Consider the following 17719-nt stretch of genomic DNA (forward strand, 5'->3'; position numbering starts at 1 on the left):
CTTACGAGGCCGTTACGCCATGACAGATACTGAAGTAAAGGCGCCAAAAATCGAATTCCCCTGCGCGGATTACCCGATAAAGGTAATCGGCGACACCGGCGTGGGTTTCAAGGACAAGATCATCGCAATCCTTGAAAAACACGCAACCGTTGACCATCAGACCCTGGCCGAGCGCCAGAGTACCAACGGCAAGTACACGACCATCCAGTTGCACATCATCGCCACCGGTCAAGAGCAGCTGTACGACATCAACAGCGAGTTGCGGGCTACCGGTTTCGTGCACATGGTGCTGTGATGTCCGACACGCTGGGCTTTCGCGAGCTCGGTCAGATGGCTTACGAGCCGGTCTGGCAGGCCATGCAGCGCTTTACCAACGAGCGCGGCAACACGGCGCCTGACGAGGTCTGGCTGGTGCAGCATCCGCCGGTCTTTACTCAAGGCCAGGCAGGCAAGGCCGAGCACCTGCTGCTACCCGGGGACATTCCGGTAGTGAAGGTCGACCGCGGCGGGCAAGTGACCTATCACGGTCCTGGGCAACTGGTGGCTTATCTGCTGCTGGATGTGCGCAAGCTGGGGTTTGGCGTGCGCGAGCTGGTCAGCCGGATGGAGCTGTGCCTGATCGAGCTGCTGGCCAGTTATGGCGTCACGGCGGTGGCCAAGGCCGATGCGCCGGGTGTCTACGTCGACGGCGCGAAAATCGCCTCCCTGGGCCTGCGGATACGCCACGGTTGCTCCTTTCATGGCCTGGCGCTGAACGTGGATATGGACCTGGAGCCGTTCCGACGGATTAATCCCTGTGGCTACGCCGGGCTGGCGATGACCCAGCTGCGCGATCACACAGGACCGATTGAATTTGCCGAGGTAAGTGCCCGGCTGCGCGCGCAGCTCGTCAAACACCTCGACTATGCTGAGCAGACGACCCTAACGGGCGGAATCGACTGATATGACTACTGATGCAGTGCAAACCATGATCCCGACGCTGGATGTCACCGAGCGTCCGGCCCCGCGTGCCAAGGTTGAAGCCGGCGTCAAGCTGCGCGGCGCCGAGAAGGTTGCACGCATTCCGGTGAAGATCATCCCGACCACCGAACTACCGAAAAAGCCCGACTGGATCCGCGTGCGTATTCCGGTTTCGCCGGAAGTCGATCGCATCAAGGCCCTGCTGCGCAAACACAAGCTGCACAGCGTTTGCGAAGAAGCGTCCTGCCCGAACCTGGGCGAGTGCTTCTCCGGCGGCACCGCGACGTTCATGATCATGGGCGACATCTGCACCCGTCGTTGCCCGTTCTGCGATGTGGGCCACGGTCGTCCGAAGCCACTGGACGTCAATGAACCGCAAAGCCTGGCCATCGCCATCGCCGACCTGAAACTGAAGTACGTGGTGATCACCTCGGTGGACCGCGACGACCTGCGTGACGGCGGTGCCCAGCACTTTGCCGACTGCATCCGCGAGATCCGCAAGCTGTCGCCGAACGTGCAGCTCGAAACCCTGGTTCCGGACTACCGTGGCCGTATGGACGTGGCGCTGGAAATCACCGCCGCCGAGCCGCCGGATGTGTTCAACCACAACCTGGAAACCGTGCCGCGCCTGTACAAGGCTGCGCGTCCGGGTTCGGATTACCAGTGGTCGCTGACCTTGCTGCAACGCTTCAAGCAGATGATGCCGCACATTCCGACCAAGTCCGGCTTGATGCTGGGTCTGGGCGAGACCGACGAAGAAGTCATCGAAGTCATGAAGCGCATGCGCGAACACGACATCGACATGCTGACCCTCGGCCAGTACCTGCAGCCATCGCGCAGCCACTTGCCGGTGCAGCGCTTCGTGCACCCGGACGTGTTCGCCTGGTTCGCCGAAGAAGGCTACAAGATGGGCTTCAAGAACGTTGCCTCAGGCCCGCTGGTACGTTCCTCGTACCACGCCGACGAACAGGCGAAACTGGTTAAAGCCAGCTTGATGTCCTGATCTGCAACCGCCCGCCAGAATCTTCATTTTGGTGGGCGGTCTGATTTTCAGTTGGATAGAACAATATTGCCACCGCAAACCAGACTTTTCCTTCGCATCCTGTAGCGCTTAATCCCCTTCTATTTGCCTGCATTCGTGTCTACTGTGCGTTGAAGAGTCTACGCAGGGAGAACCACGGATGACGATTCGATCAACAGACAAAGCCTGCGCTCACACGCCAGTGCCCGCATTGCCAGCCAATGGCGTGATCGGCTTGATCGCACCGGCCGGTCCCGCAGCGCTGGATGCCGAGAAGGCTGTGCAATGGATGCAGGCCAGGGGCTACGCGCTACGGATCTTTCCCGGTGTCGAGCAGAAAGACGGTTATCTGGCCGGAAGTGACGAGGTCCGCTTGAACGACCTGCACGCGGCGTTCGCTGACAGCCGCATCGACGCGATCCTGTGCCTGCGCGGCGGTTATGGAAGCCCGCGAATACTGGACCGGATCGATTTCGAGCTGCTGCGTCGCAATGCCAAGCCTTTTGTCGGCTACAGCGATCTCACGGCACTGCATCTGGCGATCAGTCGCTATGCGGGCTTCGTGACCTTCCATGGACCGATGCTCAACGCCGATCTGCTGGGGGATAAACAGCAGCCCACCGAATCCTCGTTGCTCGGCATGCTCAGAGGGGAATTAACCTCCGGGAGCGTGTTGCTCCATCCGCCGGCTTATCCATTGACCACGATTGTGCCGGGAGTTGCGCGCGGTCGTTTGCTGGGGGGCAATCTCTCGCTGATTGCCGCCACCCTGGGCACGCCATACGAGATCGAGGCCGACGGTGTCATTCTGTTCATTGAGGACATCAACGAGCCGCTGTACCGCATCGACCGGCTACTGACCCATCTGCGGCTCGCGGGCGTGCTGAGCAAGCTCTGTGGGGTCTTGGTGGGCGATGTTGCCGGGGTAGACTCCCAGGCATTGGCCGGGTTGCTCAAGCAAACCTTCGAGCCGCTGTGGATTCCGGTACTGGCGGGCTGGCGCAGTGGCCATTGCGACCCGAACCTGACCCTGCCGATGGGGGCGATGGTCCGGTTGGATGCGGGGGCTCAGGAGTTGGTGCTGGAGCAGGATGTGGTGAGCAGGCCTTAGATATTCCTTGCCTGGTCGATAGTCATCGCGAGCAAGCTCGCTCCCACACTGGATCTTCAGTGTTCACACAATCTAATGTGGGAGCGAGCTTGCTCGCGATGCGGTTGTAGCCATACGGCTATCTAGCGACTGCGCAAACTCTCCAGCAACTTATGCGTCGGATAGCCATCCGCCGGCCAGCCAAACGACTGCTGCGCCGCGCGTATCGCCTTGCGGGTGTTGGCGCCGATGATGCCGTCGGCAGTGCCGGCATCGTAGTTATTCATGCTGAGCAGGCTTTGCAGCTCGATCCGTTCGGAACGGCTCAACGGCAGGTCATCCTTGGGCCATTCACCGCCGATCAGCCCGGCACCGCTGAAGCGTTCGGACAGCAGGCTGACGGCCAAGGCATAGGACGACGAGTTGTTGTACTTGAGAATGGCCCGGAAATTATCGAGGATCAGGAATGCCGGGCCGCGATAACCGGCCGGCAGCAACAGGGCCGCGGACAGTTGTTCGGAGCCTGCCGGTACGCTCGTACCCGCAGGCAGCTTGAGCCCTAGCTGCATCCACTCGGCGACGGACTTGCGGATCGAGCCATCGGCCAGCGCATAGTCGAAACCGCTCGCCAGTTGTACCTCGAAGCCCCACGGCTGGCCCTTCTGCCAGCCAGAGCTTTGCAGGTAGTGGGCGGTCGAAGCCAGGGCATCGGCCGGGCTGCCCCAGATATCGCGCCGTCCATCGCCATCGAAGTCCACCGCGTGGGTGTTGTAGGTGGTCGGGATGAACTGGGTCTGCCCCATGGCGCCGGCCCAGGAGCCGAGCATTTTCTCGGGCTCGATATCACCCTGCTGCAGAATCTGCAGGGCGGCGAGCAATTGGGCATGGGCAAAGCCTGGGCGCCGACCTTCGTAGGCCAGGGTGGCCAGCGAGCGGATCACCGATTTATCGCCCTGGAAGCTGCCGAAGTTGCTTTCCATGCCCCAGACCGCCACTAGTGCCTGGCGATCAACGCCATAACGCTGTTCGATGCTTTGCAGGGTGTCGGCGTATTCGTAGAGCAGTCCTTGGCCCTTGCGCACCCGCAAGGCAGACAGCGCGCCATCGAGGTATTCCCACACCGGGCGGGAAAACTCCGGTTGGCTGCGGTCGGCGCGGATCACGCTCATGTCCGGTGTAACACCGGCAAACGCGCGATCGAACAGGCTGGGGCTGATGCCGGCGACCAGGGCGTCCTGGCGAAAGGCGGTCTGCCATTCATTGAACGACTGCGTCGGACGGATTTCCAGGTTATCGCCAGTCGGAACGACGGGAGGAATCACGGCGGGCGCAGGGACGACAGCAACGTTCTGAAGCGGTTGAGCGTCGGCGGCGGTGGGTTTTTCCGCGCAGGCGACTAACAGAATAAGGCTGGAGGCAGCGATCAATTGGCGTAAATGCCAACGACGGGAAAGACAAAAGGGCATGCACAGGTCCAGAAAATACGAATCAGGTGCCGACCTTAACATGTTGAGGGGTTGCTTGCTTTCAGGCGGTCTGAAAGTAAGAAGCCTCCCAGCTTTTAGACTGGAAGGCTTCGCGGCGGTAGCTGCCTTTGCCCTTGCCTGGTTGTTCCTGACGGCTGCGAAACAGAGGCTGGGCGATAATGGATTTGGCCTTGTTGGGGCCATGCGTTGATGGCTTATTGCTCATGATGGGATCTCGCTTTTGGGGTGGGGTTTTGCGTTGCCGATCATCGGACAAGATGGGGCGTCTGTCTAGACCCTGCACTTTGTAGGACCTTTCGGCCGCGAATGACCGCGCAGCGGTCACAAAGGGTTCATTCCGCCGGCAATGCCAAACGCTGACCGGCCATCAACAGCGACAAACGGCTGAGGCTCATCCATGGCGAGCCCGCCGCCTGACCTTTGATCTGTGCGTCGATACGCTGAGCATCGAGCAGCAGTTGCCCCCAGCGCTGCGCCGAGTGGCGTTGCAGGGCTTTGCTCATCAGTGGCTTGCGCTTGTCCCAGACTGGTGGTCGGGCCTGGCTGAAGGCTTTGTCCAGTGGGATGCCCTGGCTGTATTGCAGCGACAGGTTGGCCAGCAGACGCAGCTCCCGGGCCAGCGCCCAGAGAATCACCGGCGGTTCGACGCCTTCACCGCGCAGCCCTTCGAGCATACGCAGGGCATGCGCCGCTTCGCCGTTGAGAATCGCATCGGTCAGCCCGAATACATCGAAGCGCGCACTGTCGGCCACCGCCGCTTGCACGGTTTCAACGGTGATCTGACCGCCTTCGGCCATCAGCTTGAGCTTTTCGATTTCCTGGGCAGCAGCCAGCAGGTTGCCTTCAACCCGCGCCGCAATCAGCTCGACGGCGTCCTGGCTGGCGCTAAGGCCGGCCTGGGACAGGCGTTGGCGAATCCATTGCGGCAGTTGGTTGGCGTCCACCGGCCAGATTTGCAAGAACTGGGTCTGCTGACCTTCGATCAGTGCCTTGCCCCACTTGGTCTTCTGCGCACTGCCGTCGAGCTTGGGCAGACTGATCAGCAGCAGGGTGTCTTCCGGGGGGCGCGAGCAGTATTCGATGAACGCCGCGGCGCCCTTGTCACCGGGCTTGCCGGAAGGCAGGCGCAGCTCCAGCACACGTTTTTCGGCGAACAGCGACATGCTGGCGCCCGCTTGTAGGAGCGTGCCCCAATCGAAGCTGGCGTCGGCGCTGAACACCTGGCGCTCATCGAAGCCTTGCTGACGGGCAGCGGCACGAATGGCATCGGCGGCTTCCTGACACAGCAGCGGATCATCTCCGCTGATGATGTACACAGGCGCAAGGTTGCCTTGCAGGTGTTTGGCGAGTTGGGCGGGGGCGAGTTTCATAGGAGGAGGCAAACGGGGCGCTTGAGCGCCCCGTAAGGCTTACTGGTTCTGCAGCTGCAGAGGCGACTGGCGAGGCGTTTGCGCTTCAGCCTCTTGTGCCGCTCTCAGGGCGTCGGCCTCGGCCTTGGCCCTGGCATCGGCGGTTTGCTGCAGTTGATCCAGTTGTGCCGGGCTCAGCTGCTGCAGACGCAGCATCATCCGTTGCACGAGGTCGCGACGTAATTCCTGGCGCACTTGGGCGGCTTCCTGGTCAGAACCTACCAGGTTGTTGCCGTCGTGGAGGAAGACCTTTTGCACTTGCAGTGAGTCACTGAGCAACGGCAGGTTGTCGTGCCCCTGGATTTCATAGAACAGCACGGTGGTCAGCTCATACTCGGCCGAGCGTCCTGCGCCGGCATAGCTGAGGCTGCGCTGGGATTCCTGTTCATTGGTCAGCGTCAGCTTGTACGGTGCGCCGGCATAGACTTTGACGCCGCTGCCTTGCAATATCTGACGCAGCTGCGTGACGGTCTCGCCATAGGCGTTACGGGCACTCAGGTCGAGCTCTCTGATAGCGAGATCGGTAGTGCCGGTACCGCGCAGCTGGAAGCCGCAGGCGCTCAGCAGTACCGCGAGGCCCATAACCAGCAGATTGCGTTTGATCATCTTGATGCTCCCCTTGAAACCATGTGGGCCGACTGCGCGGCCCTGGAGGTTTTGTTCGGCGCCAGGTCCAGGACCTGGCGCCTGATCCAATTAGCTAGCGACGATATTGACTAGCTTGCCAGGCACGACGATCACCTTGCGAATAGTCAGGCCTTCGGTGAAGCGCAGTACGTTTTCATTGGTCCGTGCTGCAGCTTCCACCTCTTCGCGGCTGGCGCTGGCGGGCATTTCGATGTGACCGCGCAGTTTGCCATTCACTTGAATGACAAGCTGCAGGCTGTCCTGCACCAAGGCATTTTCGTCTAGTGCTGGCCAGTTGGCATCGATGACTGCGCCTTGGTGGCCCAGCTGGTGCCACAGCTCATGGCTGATGTGCGGAGTGATCGGCGCCAACAGCAGGGCAACGGTTTCCAGACCTTCGTGCAACAGCGCGCGGTCCTGACCGGTAGCTTGCGGCGCTTTTTCCAGCACGTTCATCAGCGTCATCACCTGAGCGATGGCGGTGTTGAATTTGTGATGCTGGCCGACATCCTGACTGGCTTGTTTGATGGCCAGGTGGATCGCCCGGCGAATGACTTTTTGCTCGTCGTTCAGCGTAGCGAGATCCAATGCGCCCGACAGGCCTTGGCTGACGTGAGCTTGTGCCAGGCGCCAGACGCGCTTGAGGAAGCGATGGGAGCCTTCGACGCCGGAGTCGGACCACTCCAGGCTCATGTCCGGCGGCGAGGCGAACATCATGAACAGCCGGCAGGTATCGGCGCCGTACTGGTCGATCATCGATTGCGGGTCAACGCCGTTGTTCTTCGACTTGGCCATCTTCTCGGTGCCACCGATTTCCACCGGCAGACCGTCGCTGATCAGCTTGGCGCCGATGATTTTGGCTTTGCTGTCGCGTTCCAGCTCGACATCCGCCGGGTTGAACCAGGTCAGGCTGCCGTTGGCTTCGCGACGGTAGTAAGTCTCGGCGATCACCATGCCTTGGGTCAGCAGGTTCTTGAACGGCTCGTTGGAGCTGACCAGGCCTTCGTCGCGCATCAGCTTGTGGAAGAAGCGCGCGTAGAGCAGGTGAAGAATTGCGTGTTCGATACCGCCGATGTACTGATCGACCGGCAACCAGTGGTTGGCTGCGGCCGGGTCGACCAGGCCACCCTCGTAATGCGGCGAGGCGTAGCGGGCGTAGTACCAGGACGACTCGACAAAGGTGTCCATGGTGTCGGTTTCGCGCTTGGCCGGCTTGCCGCATTTCGGGCAGCTGCACTCGTAGAACGCGGGCAAGCGCGCCAATGGCGAACCGGCGCCGTCGGGTACGACGTCCTCGGGCAGCACCACTGGCAGTTGGTTTTCCGGCACCGGCACGTCACCGCAGCTGTCGCAGTGGACGATCGGGATCGGACAGCCCCAGTAACGCTGACGGCTGATGCCCCAGTCGCGCAGGCGGAACTGGGTGCGGGAGGCGCCAAGGTTTTTCTTGATCAGCGCCACTTCGATCGCATCGAACGCGCCAGGGAAGTCCAGGCCGTCGAACTCGCCGGAATTGATCAACTGGCCGTGCTCGCCGTAGGCATCCTGCCAGGGAGCAGGCGTTTCATCGCCGGCGCTGGTGCGCACTACGGGTTTGATCGGCAAGCTGTACTTGGTGGCGAACTCGAAGTCGCGCTCGTCGTGCGCCGGTACGGCCATGACCGCGCCGTCGCCGTAGTGCATGAGCACATAGTTGGCGACCCAGACGGGCAGTTTTTCGCCGGTCAATGGGTGCTCTACGAACAGCGAAGTCGGTAGGCCTTTCTTCTCTTGAGTGGCGACGTCGGCTTCCGCCACGCTGCCGCCTTTGCATTCGGCGATGAAGGCTTGCAGCTCAGGGTTGCCTTTTGCGGCCAGGGTCGCCAGATGGTGTTCGGCGGCCACTGCGACGTAGGTCGCGCCCATCAGGGTGTCCGGACGGGTGGTGAAGACTTTCATTACGCCGGCTTCGCCAATGGAGGCCTGGTCGTAAGGGAACTGCACTTCCATGCCGCGGGATTTGCCAATCCAGTTACGCTGCATGGTTTTGACTTGCTCGGGCCAGCCCGGCAAATCGTCGAGACTCTCCAGCAGCTCATCCGCATAAGCGGTGATCTTGAAGTAGTACATCGGGATTTCGCGCTTCTCGATCAGCGCGCCGGAACGCCAGCCGCGGCCGTCGATCACCTGTTCGTTGGCCAGAACGGTCTGGTCCACCGGGTCCCAGTTGACGGTGCCGTTCTTGCGGTAGATCACGCCTTTTTCGAACAGGCGAGTGAACAGCCATTGTTCCCAGCGATAGTAATCCGGCTTGCAGGTGGTCACTTCGCGGGACCAGTCCACCGCCAGGCCCAGGCTGCGCAGCTGGGTTTTCATGTAGGCGATGTTTTCGTAGGTCCACTTGGCGGGCGCTACGTTGTTTTTCATCGCGGCGTTTTCCGCGGGCATGCCGAAGGCGTCCCAACCCATGGGTTGCAGGACGTTTTTGCCTTGCATGCGCTGATAGCGGGAGATCACGTCGCCGATGGTGTAGTTACGCACGTGCCCCATGTGTAGCTTGCCGCTGGGGTAAGGGAACATCGACAGGCAGTAGAAAGTCTCCTTGCCTGGCTGTTCACTGACTTCAAAGGACTTTTGCTCATCCCAGAATGACTGGGCGGCGGCTTCGATTTCACGGGGCTGATATTGTTCGTGCATGGCTACTTTTGAACTGAATAGGGGTGGCCTAATCCTCTTCAATGCGACGCTGGACGGTGACGACGCCAAATGTGGCGTTTTCGGTGCCCAGTCGAGCTGGAAGTGGAGTTACAGGAAGCGCCGTAGCATACATGACCGCGCTCTATCGAGGGAAACCCTGATTGCACCAGCGGGCTTCCGCGGGCCGTTGGTCGCGGCAACAGGCCTGTTGCTTCAGCGAGACTAAGCTCTTAAAGGGGGAGTGAGTCTTATCTTCAATGAGGTGAGCGGATGGTTGAGTCGCAGCGAAAAGTAACAAAACCCGAGCTGTACGAACGGCTGATAGACCGTCTTGGTCTGGCCTTGGATGCGGCAAAAACGGCAGGTCGGTTACGCGATGAACGTCCTGTCGAGTTGGAGTTACGTGGTTTGAGTCACGCTGAGTTCGAGTTGATCAAGGCCTATCTGAACCGCAGTGAACGTGAAGCGCATTCCAACGTATTGGAAGCTATCAAATATAAAGAAGCACCACGTTCGGCCAAGATCATCTGGTTGCGGGACAAGGCAGTCGGTGGGGAAGCGGTAAAGGTCCGGTCCCTCCAGTTCAAATAAGTGTATGCAGCCCTTTCGGGCACTCTGCATGACATCAAGAATCAAAGGCTTTCGAAGGAAACGCCTTCAGCAACTATTGTTGCATAGCTTCAACCCCCTTAGGCTTCGAGCATCTATGGAGATGCTCGATGCCTTTTCGCTATTTCGTTAAACAACTTCTTTTGCCTCCCGGCATTCTTTTGCTGCTGCTGTTGTTCGCCTGGTGGTTTCGTCGCTCCCGGCCACGTCTGGCGGGGCTGTGCTTTGTATTGGGGGCGGGGGGCTTCTGGCTGATGAGCCTGCCGATTGTCGTCGAGTGGAGCGCCCATGCGCTGGAGCGTGAACCGCCGCTGGCGCGTAGCGAATGGGCGACGCTGGCCGAGCGTGCGGATGCGATTGTGTTATTGGGCTCGGGTCGGGAGCGCGGCGATCCGGCGTGGGGCACAGATCAACCGACCGGTGTCGGCCTGGAGCGCGAGCGCTATGCGGCTCGACTGGCCAAGGCTTCGGGCCTGCCGGTGTTGACCAGTGGCGGTTTGCATTACGGAACACCGCCCACCGAGGCGGCGCTGATGGCCGAGTCGATGCGGGATGATTTTGGCGTAACGGTCAGGTGGCAGGAAGGTCGCAGCCGCACGACCTGGGAAAACGCCCAGTTCACCGCCGAAGTGCTGCAGCCTTTGGGTATCAAACGAGTGGTCGTGGTGACTCAGGCCTGGCACATGTCGCGTTCGGTGTGGAGTTTCGAGCGCGCAGGTTTCACTGTTGTCGCGGCGCCGGTAGGTTTTTTAGGCGGGGATAACGCCCGACCACTGGGTGGCTGGATGCCGGAGTTCAAGTCGATCTGGCAATCAGGGCAGTTGCTGAATGAGGCAGTGGGGCAGATTGGGTATTCGTTGTTTTACCGCTGAAAGTCAAAAGATCGCAGCCTGCGGCAGCTCCTACACGTACCGCATTCACCCGTGATTTTCGGGTGTACGTAAATCCCGTAGGAGCTGCCGCAGGTTCGGGCCGCGTTCGGACGATCTTTTTGCGGCACCCGGATTCTGAATGTTAAACGGTTTTGGCCATCCGGCTGGCCAGCAGCGCCCAGCCGAACAGCAATACACAGACAATGATCAGCGGCCACGAACGCCATTGCAGGTACGGCGTCAGGTTGTGCATCGGCACCACTTCGCCGTAGAGAATCCCGCGCTGGAACTGCGGGATCTGCACGGTGATCTTGCCGAAAGGGTCGATCAGGCCGGTAACGCCGTTATTGGTGGCGCGAATCATCCAGCGCCCGGCTTCCAGCGCGCGCATCTGTGCCATCTGTAAATGTTGCAGCGGACCGATGGAGGTGCCGAACCAGGTGTCGTTGCTGATGGTCAGCAGCAGGTCGCTGCGGGCTGAAAGGCTGGCGGCGAACTCCGGGTAAACCACTTCGTAGCAGATGAACGGAGCAATCTGGTACCCCTTGGCTTGCAGCAACGGCTGATCAGCCGGGCCGCGCGCGAAGTCCGACATCGGCAAGTCAAAGAAGGCAATCAGCCCGCGCAGCAAATCCTGTAACGGTACGTACTCGCCAAACGGCACCAGTTTCTGTTTCAGGTAGGTGCCATCACCTTCGCCGACCACGGTGATGCCATTGAAGTAGCGCTTTTCCTGATGCATTACCTGGCGGATCGGTACTCCGGTAATCAGTGCGGAATTGCGCTCTGCGGCGAAGTTGCCGAGCATGCTCAGGTAACCTTCGGCTGATTCCTTAAGTACCGGGATCGCCGTTTCTGGCCAGATCAGCAAGTCGACACGCTTGGAGCTGAAGCTCAGGTCGCGGTACAGGGCCAGTTGCGAGTTCAACTGCTCCGGGTCCCACTTCATGCTTTGCTCGATATTGCCCTGGATCGCCGCGACGGACAGCGGGTCGCCAGAGGGACTGGTCCAGGCGTGACCCTTGAGTGCCAGGCCAATGCCCCAAGGCGCGATCAGCAACAGCAGGCCGGCGGCGATGAACGCCTTGCGTGCGCTACGGACCAGGCGCGGCAGGTTGTACAGCAGCGCCGCCGTCAGGGCCAGGGTGAAGGAAATCAGCCACATGCCGCCCAGCGGTGCGAGGCCGGCGAGAGGTCCGTCGAGCTGGCTATAACCGGAATACAGCCAAGGGAAGCCCGTGAGAAACCAGCCACGGAAAGCTTCCTGGGCCAGCCACAGCGCGGCAAAGGCCAGGGCGTCGGCCAGGGGCGCTTCGTTACGCCGCAGCCAGCGTGCCCAAATCCAGGCGGGCAGGGCAAAAAACCAGGCGATGGCGGCAAAGAAGGCAAACATCAACAGGCCGGCGAGCAGCGCAGAGGCGCCGCCGTAGGTGTGGATGCTGACGTAGATCCAGCTGGTGCCGGCGGCAAACAGGCCGAAGCCATAGCACCAGCCACGACCCAGTGCCTGACGGGGCGTCAGATCGCGCAAGCCGGCATAGAAGATCCCCAGCGCGAGCAGCGCCAGTGGCCAGATATCGTACGGCGCCAGTGTCAGGGTGGTGAGTGCACCGGCCGCCACGGCCAGCAGATTACCGGGCCAGCCGGGACGGGTTAAGCGCAGCATGTCGATCCTTAACGGGCTATGGGTGTCAGGCGCAGCAGGTGAATCCGCCGGCTATCGGCGTTCAGGATACGGAAGCGATAGGGGCCGATTTCGGTGATCTCGTTCCGTTTAGGCAGGTGCCCGAACGCACTCATCACCAGGCCGCCGACCGTGTCGAACTCATCGTCGGAAAACTCGCTGGTAAAAAACTCGTTAAAGTTTTCGATCGGCGTCAGCGCCTTGATCAGGAAGTCACCACTGGGCAGTGGCTTGATGTAGCTGTCTTCCTCGACGTCGTGTTCGTCTTCGATGTCGCCGACTATCTGTTCCAGTACGTCTTCGATGGTTACCAGGCCCGCCACACCGCCGTATTCGTCGATGACGATGGCCATGTGGTTATGGTTGGCGCGAAATTCGCGCAGCAGCACGTTCAGGCGCTTGGACTCGGGGACGAAGGTCGCCGGACGCAGCAAATCCCTGACGTTGAAGCTGTCACCGTTTTCCTTGAGGATCAGCGGGAGCAAATCCTTGGCCAGCAGGACGCCCATGACGTCGTCGTGGCTTTCACCGATCACCGGGTAGCGCGAGTGCGCGGAATCGATGACCGCTGGCAGGAATTCGCGGGGTGTCTGAGTCGCCTTGATGCTGATCATCTGCGAGCGCGGAACCATGATGTCCCGTACTTGCAGGTCCGCGACCTGGATGGCGCCTTCGACGATAGCCAGCGCTTCGCTGTCCAGCAACTTGTTCTGATGGGCTTCGCGCAGCAGCTCCAGAAGCTCCTGACGGTTTTTCGGCTCGTGGGCAAAAGCTTGGGTGAGTTTACCCAGCCAGGACTTTTGCCCGTTGCTCGATCGATCTTCGCTCATAGCGATTACTCTGAATCCTTTGTTGTATCAGTGGGGGAGGAGTCGGTTTCGTCGTCCGCATAAGGGTCAGGATGACCCAGCTCGGCAAGCAACGTTCGTTCCAGTGCTTCCATTTCTTCGGCTTCATCGTCATCTATGTGGTCGTAACCCAGCAGATGCAAGCAGCCGTGGATGACCAGATGCGCCCAGTGCGCGTCGAGTGCCTTGCCTTGTTCGGCGGCTTCGCGCTCGACTACCGGTACGCAGATCACCAGGTCGCCGAGCAGCGGGATGTCCAGCAGTTCGTCTGGCACATCGGCCGGGAAGGACAGCACATTAGTGGCGTAATCCTTATGCCGCCAGGTGTGGTTCAGTTCGCGCCCTTCGGGTTCGTCGACCAGGCGAATGGTCAGTTCCGAGTCGGCAGTGCGCTGGCGCAGGGCCAGTTCGCACCATTGGCGGAACTCGGCTTCGCTGGGAGCGGGCATTTGGCTTTCAAGCTGCAGATCAAGCTCAAGCATCGCGGCGAGTATCCCTGGCGGTAGAGAGCCGGGTCGAATCGTCGTCGACGCGATTCTCGAAGCGCTCATAGGCTTCAACGATGCGCTGCACCAGCGGATGGCGCACAACGTCTTTGGAGGTGAAGTGGGTAAAGCTGATGCCCGGCACGTCCTTGAGCACATCGATCACATGGTTCAGCCCTGACTTGGTGCCCTTGGGCAGGTCGACCTGGGTGATGTCGCCGGTGATGACCGCAGTTGAGCCGAAGCCGATCCGCGTCAGGAACATCTTCATCTGCTCGACGGTGGTGTTCTGGCTTTCGTCGAGAATGATGAAGCTGTTGTTCAACGTTCGTCCGCGCATATAGGCCAGCGGCGCGATCTCGATCACTTGACGTTCGATCAGTTTGGCGACGTGTTCAAAGCCGAGCATTTCGTACAGCGCGTCATACAGCGGACGCAGGTACGGGTCGATTTTTTGCGCCAGGTCGCCGGGCAGGAAGCCGAGCTTTTCGCCGGCTTCAACCGCTGGGCGCACCAGTAGGATGCGGCGTACTTGCTCGCGCTCCAAAGCGTCGACCGCGCAGGCAACCGCCAGATAGGTCTTGCCGGTACCGGCCGGGCCGATGCCGAAGTTGATGTCGTTGCCGAGGATTTCCTTCACATAGCGCTGCTGATTCAAGCCGCGAGGGCGAATCATGCCTTTTTTGGTGCGCAGTGCGACGGCGGGTTCGGCGGACGGATGGTTGTCCAGCTCTTGCACGGCAGACTCTTGCAGGAACAGGTGAACCGTGTCCGGCGACAGCTCGGTACCCTTGGTTTCCCGGTACAGGCGGCGCAGGATGTTTTCCGCGGAGGTGGTGTGTTTGGGTTCGCCGATCAGTTCGAATTGGTTTCCGCGGTTGCGGATCTCGATAGTCAGGCGCTGTTCGATCAAGCGCAAATGCTCGTTGAACTGCCCGCACAGATTGGCGAAGCGGTGAGCCTCAAAGGGCTCGAGGATGAAGCGATGTGGTTCGATGGGTGCGTTCAAGGTCGTTTTTAGCCGCCCTGGGGCAATTAAGATGAAATCAAGGATAACGCCAGTGGGCCGGGTGCGAAAGCTCTTAAATAACGCAACGTCAAACACCACCCCTGTAGGAGCGAGCTTGCTCGCGATGGAGCACTGACATTCAACATGGATGCTGAGTGTGACGGCCTCTTCGCGAGCAAGTTCGCTCCCGCGGGGGGGGATGCAGTGTTACTGGATCAGCGAGCCGCGCAGCGAGTGCGGTTGCGCGGCATCGATATGCACGTCGGCGAATTGTCCGATCAGCTGTGGATTGTCGCAGCGGAAGTTGACGATACGATTATTTTCGGTCCGCCCCTGCAATTCACCCGGGTCTTTCTTCGAATAATCGGTCACCAGAATGCGCTGGATCGAGCCGACCATTTGTCGGCTGATCTCGAAACCTTGCTGGTTGAGTCGATGTTGCAAAGCGTTCAGGCGTTCTTTTTTCAGCGCTTCCGGTGTTTCGTCGGGCAAATCGGCTGCCGGGGTGCCCGGGCGCTGGCTGTAGACAAACGAATAGGAAAAGTCGAAGCCGACGTCTTCGATCAGCTTCATGGTCTGCTGGAAGTCTTTTTCGGTCTCGCCGGGGAAGCCGACGATGAAGTCCGAGCTGATGCAGATGCCCGGTACCGCGGCTCGCAGCTTGCGCAGCTTGGACTTGTATTCCAGTGCGGTGTGGTTGCGTTTCATCGCTGCCAGAATACGATCCGAACCCGATTGCACCGGCAAATGCAGGTGTTTGACCAGTTCCGGTACTTCGGCGTGGGCCTGGATCAGGCTGTCGGAGAATTCCAGCGGGTGGGAGGTGGTGTAACGGATGCGCTCGATGCCGTCGACGGCGGCAACTACCCGGATCAGTTCGGCGAGGTCCGCCAGGCGACCATCATGGGTCTGACCGCGGTAGCCGTTGACGTTCTGACCGAGCAGGGTGACTTCGCGCACTCCGTTTTCGGCCAGGTGAATGATTTCCGCCAGCACGTCGTCGAACGGTCGGCTGACTTCTTCGCCGCGGGTGTAGGGCACCACGCAGAATGTGCAGTACTTGCTACAACCTTCCATGACCGAGACGTAGGCGCTCGGGCCGTCGATGCGCGGTTCCGGCAGGTGGTCGAATTTTTCGATTTCCGGGAACGAGACGTCGACCTGCGGCAACTTGGTCAGGCGCGCGGCGTCGATCATTTCCGGCAAGCGGTGCAAGGTTTGCGGGCCGAACACTACGTCGACGTACGGCGCACGGTCGCGGATCGCCGCGCCTTCCTGACTGGCCACGCAACCGCCGACGGCGATCACTATGTCCGGGTTGGCCAGTTTCAATTCGCGCCAACGGCCGAGCTGTGAGTACACCCGGTCCTGGGCGCGCTCGCGGATCGAACAGGTATTAAGCAGGATGACGTCCGCGTCTTCGGCGCGGGCGGTGACTTCCAGGGCCTGATGTTCACCCAGCAGATCGACCATGCGCGAGCTGTCGTACTCGTTCATCTGGCAACCGTGGGTTTCGATGTAAAGCTTCTTGGCCATGGAGGGGTCATCAAGTGATTCAAAGAACCGCGCATTATAGTGGTCATCACCCGAGGTTCCTAGCGTTGTGCATCGGGTAGCTATGCTATAGTTCGCGCCCTCATATATATCCCCCGATTTGTTGCCCTCCCACCATGACCAAACGTGAAGCTCCAATCTACAAGGTGATTTTCCTCAACCAAGGCCAGGTGTTCGAAATGTACGCCAAGCAGATCTATCAAAGTGATCTGTGGGGTTTCCTGGAAGTGGAAGAGTTCGTCTTTGGCGAGCGCACACAGCTGGTCGTCGACCCCGGCGAAGAAAAGCTCAAGGCGCAGTTCGAAGGTGTGGTTCGCAGTTTTGTACCGATGCATTCGATCGTGCGCATCGACGAAGTCGAGCGTCTGGGTACGCCGAAGATCACCGAAGCCCGCGGTATGAGCAACGTCATGCCATTCCCGATGCCGATGCCGGATAAGTAACACTCAGTACTTTATGGTGAGTGGGGCTTTCTTGTGGCGAGGGGGCTTGCCCCCGCTCGACTGCGAAGCAGTCGCAATCCAACCGGCGCAGTGTGCCAGGCGGAGTTCGATTGCAGGTTTTAGGACCGCTTCGCGCTCCAGCGCGGGCAAGCCCGCTCGCCACAAAAGCCTGCCAGGCATTCGGTCAGGCAGGATTCAAGGCAGCGGCGCAAACGGCGAACGCCCATCGGCGCTTTGCAATTCCAGCAGGTATTTGCGGAAAATCTGTCCCAGCACCTGGGTCGCGACTTCCAGCTCGTCACGCTGCATGTGCTCGGCGACTTCGTCGGCGGTGTCCAGTGCATCTTCGGCGCCATTGACCGCTGCCATCTTCAGCACGATATAGGCCTGGACGTTGTTGGCCGGCACACCCTCGCCATGGAAAAACATGCTGCCGAGCTTGAATTGCGCCTGGGCGTGGCCTTGCAGAGAGGCTTTTTCGAAGTAATTCAGGGCTTGATTGAGGTCGCGCGGGGTATTTTTTCCATCGTAATAGAATTCGCCCAACTCGTATTGTGCCTGTGCATCCCCGGTATCCGCTGCTTGCTGGCAGGCGGCGAGCGCCTCGGCCAGGTCTTGCGGCTGAGTATTGAGGGTGCAACGACCCATCGCTGGGATCAACAACGAGTTGCCGCCTGCTTGTGCATGCGCGAGCAGGGGCTGAAGGAGCAACAGGCAGCCCAATGCAAGGGCGCGGCCGGTGCGGTTCATGGGAATCGACTTACCTCTGAGGGGCGCGTGGATCCACTGGGGGATCCAATAAGCGCGCATTATGAAATAAGCGGGGCCAACCTTACAAAGTCTTTACTCGTTTTTCTGCTGCGCGGGGACTATATCTTCCGCTTTCGGCGATTTTGCCAGTGCGCAGAAGGAAAATCGGCTGCGGCAGGCGGCAAAAGCTGACGC

At 60.2% G+C, this 17719-nt stretch carries 18 protein-coding genes; 7 read left to right on the forward strand and 11 right to left on the reverse strand.

Features of this window, described 5'->3' with window-relative positions:
* Window positions 1-19 precede the first annotated feature (19 nt).
* The 4 genes from F8N85_RS08520 to F8N85_RS08535 all read left to right on the forward strand — a co-directional run bounded on the left by F8N85_RS08520 (window position 20) and on the right by F8N85_RS08535 (window position 3092).
* Complete coding sequence (locus F8N85_RS08520; protein ID WP_150641215.1) at window positions 20-295, forward strand: DUF493 domain-containing protein; 276 nt, start codon at window positions 20-22, stop codon at window positions 293-295.
* Window positions 295-942: a lipoyl(octanoyl) transferase LipB gene (gene lipB / locus F8N85_RS08525; RefSeq protein ID WP_150803198.1), complete on the forward strand. Its 648-nt coding sequence runs from the start codon at window positions 295-297 to the stop codon at window positions 940-942. Before F8N85_RS08520 ends, lipB begins: the two co-directional genes overlap by 1 nt.
* A 1-nt stretch (window position 943) precedes the next feature.
* On the forward strand, window positions 944-1963 hold the full coding sequence (gene lipA / locus F8N85_RS08530; protein ID WP_150803199.1) for a lipoyl synthase: 1020 nt from the start codon (window positions 944-946) through the stop codon (window positions 1961-1963).
* Between the two features lie 178 nt (window positions 1964-2141).
* Window positions 2142-3092: a S66 peptidase family protein gene (locus F8N85_RS08535; RefSeq protein WP_150803200.1), complete on the forward strand. Its 951-nt coding sequence runs from the start codon at window positions 2142-2144 to the stop codon at window positions 3090-3092.
* Between the two features lie 122 nt (window positions 3093-3214).
* Here the strand turns inward: F8N85_RS08535 and F8N85_RS08540 are convergent, their stop codons facing one another.
* From F8N85_RS08540 to leuS, 5 genes are all read right to left on the reverse strand, one after another.
* Window positions 3215-4537, reverse strand: a complete 1323-nt coding sequence (locus tag F8N85_RS08540; RefSeq protein ID WP_150803201.1) for a lytic murein transglycosylase — start codon at window positions 4535-4537, stop codon at window positions 3215-3217.
* A 61-nt stretch (window positions 4538-4598) separates the two neighbouring features.
* Window positions 4599-4763: an alternative ribosome rescue factor ArfA gene (arfA, locus tag F8N85_RS08545; RefSeq protein ID WP_150803202.1), complete on the reverse strand. Its 165-nt coding sequence runs from the start codon at window positions 4761-4763 to the stop codon at window positions 4599-4601.
* 127 nt (window positions 4764-4890) lie between these two features.
* On the reverse strand, window positions 4891-5928 hold the full coding sequence (holA, locus tag F8N85_RS08550; RefSeq protein WP_150803203.1) for a DNA polymerase III subunit delta: 1038 nt from the start codon (window positions 5926-5928) through the stop codon (window positions 4891-4893).
* 39 nt (window positions 5929-5967) lie between these two features.
* The gene (lptE, locus tag F8N85_RS08555; RefSeq protein WP_150803204.1) at window positions 5968-6573 is read right to left on the reverse strand and encodes an LPS assembly lipoprotein LptE; all 606 of its coding nucleotides are present in this window, start codon (window positions 6571-6573) and stop codon (window positions 5968-5970) included.
* Between the two features lie 90 nt (window positions 6574-6663).
* Complete coding sequence (gene leuS, locus F8N85_RS08560; protein WP_150803205.1) at window positions 6664-9270, reverse strand: leucine--tRNA ligase; 2607 nt, start codon at window positions 9268-9270, stop codon at window positions 6664-6666.
* A gap of 270 nt (window positions 9271-9540) precedes the next feature.
* On the opposite strand from leuS, the gene F8N85_RS08565 reads away from it, so the two are divergent.
* On the forward strand, window positions 9541-9861 hold the full coding sequence (locus F8N85_RS08565) for a hypothetical protein (protein ID WP_150803206.1): 321 nt from the start codon (window positions 9541-9543) through the stop codon (window positions 9859-9861).
* A gap of 128 nt (window positions 9862-9989) precedes the next feature.
* The gene (locus F8N85_RS08570) at window positions 9990-10751 is read left to right on the forward strand and encodes a YdcF family protein (RefSeq protein WP_150803207.1); all 762 of its coding nucleotides are present in this window, start codon (window positions 9990-9992) and stop codon (window positions 10749-10751) included.
* Between the two features lie 142 nt (window positions 10752-10893).
* Here the strand turns inward: F8N85_RS08570 and lnt are convergent, their stop codons facing one another.
* The 5 genes from lnt to miaB form a co-directional block, all read right to left on the reverse strand.
* The gene (gene lnt / locus F8N85_RS08575; protein ID WP_150803208.1) at window positions 10894-12417 is read right to left on the reverse strand and encodes an apolipoprotein N-acyltransferase; all 1524 of its coding nucleotides are present in this window, start codon (window positions 12415-12417) and stop codon (window positions 10894-10896) included.
* Window positions 12418-12425: 8 nt separating this feature from the next.
* The gene (locus tag F8N85_RS08580; protein WP_150803209.1) at window positions 12426-13265 is read right to left on the reverse strand and encodes an HlyC/CorC family transporter; all 840 of its coding nucleotides are present in this window, start codon (window positions 13263-13265) and stop codon (window positions 12426-12428) included.
* A 5-nt stretch (window positions 13266-13270) separates the two neighbouring features.
* The gene (gene ybeY, locus F8N85_RS08585; protein ID WP_150803210.1) at window positions 13271-13765 is read right to left on the reverse strand and encodes an rRNA maturation RNase YbeY; all 495 of its coding nucleotides are present in this window, start codon (window positions 13763-13765) and stop codon (window positions 13271-13273) included.
* A complete protein-coding gene (locus F8N85_RS08590; RefSeq protein WP_150803211.1) occupies window positions 13758-14777 on the reverse strand; it encodes a PhoH family protein in 1020 nt (339 codons plus the stop codon). Before F8N85_RS08590 ends, ybeY begins: the two co-directional genes overlap by 8 nt.
* 207 nt (window positions 14778-14984) lie before the next feature.
* Window positions 14985-16313 carry a tRNA (N6-isopentenyl adenosine(37)-C2)-methylthiotransferase MiaB gene (gene miaB, locus F8N85_RS08595; RefSeq protein ID WP_150803212.1) on the reverse strand — a complete coding sequence of 443 codons (1329 nt, stop codon included), beginning with the start codon at window positions 16311-16313 and terminating at the stop codon, window positions 14985-14987.
* A 134-nt stretch (window positions 16314-16447) separates the two neighbouring features.
* Between miaB and F8N85_RS08600 the strand changes: the two genes are divergently transcribed.
* Window positions 16448-16774 carry a DUF1820 family protein gene (locus tag F8N85_RS08600; protein ID WP_150641200.1) on the forward strand — a complete coding sequence of 109 codons (327 nt, stop codon included), beginning with the start codon at window positions 16448-16450 and terminating at the stop codon, window positions 16772-16774.
* A gap of 195 nt (window positions 16775-16969) precedes the next feature.
* Here the strand turns inward: F8N85_RS08600 and F8N85_RS08605 are convergent, their stop codons facing one another.
* Window positions 16970-17524 carry a tetratricopeptide repeat protein gene (locus F8N85_RS08605; protein WP_150803213.1) on the reverse strand — a complete coding sequence of 185 codons (555 nt, stop codon included), beginning with the start codon at window positions 17522-17524 and terminating at the stop codon, window positions 16970-16972.
* Window positions 17525-17719: the final 195 nt, after the last annotated feature.

This window comes from Pseudomonas fluorescens (assembly GCF_902497875.1).
Classification (GTDB): domain Bacteria; phylum Pseudomonadota; class Gammaproteobacteria; order Pseudomonadales; family Pseudomonadaceae; genus Aquipseudomonas; species Aquipseudomonas fluorescens_BR.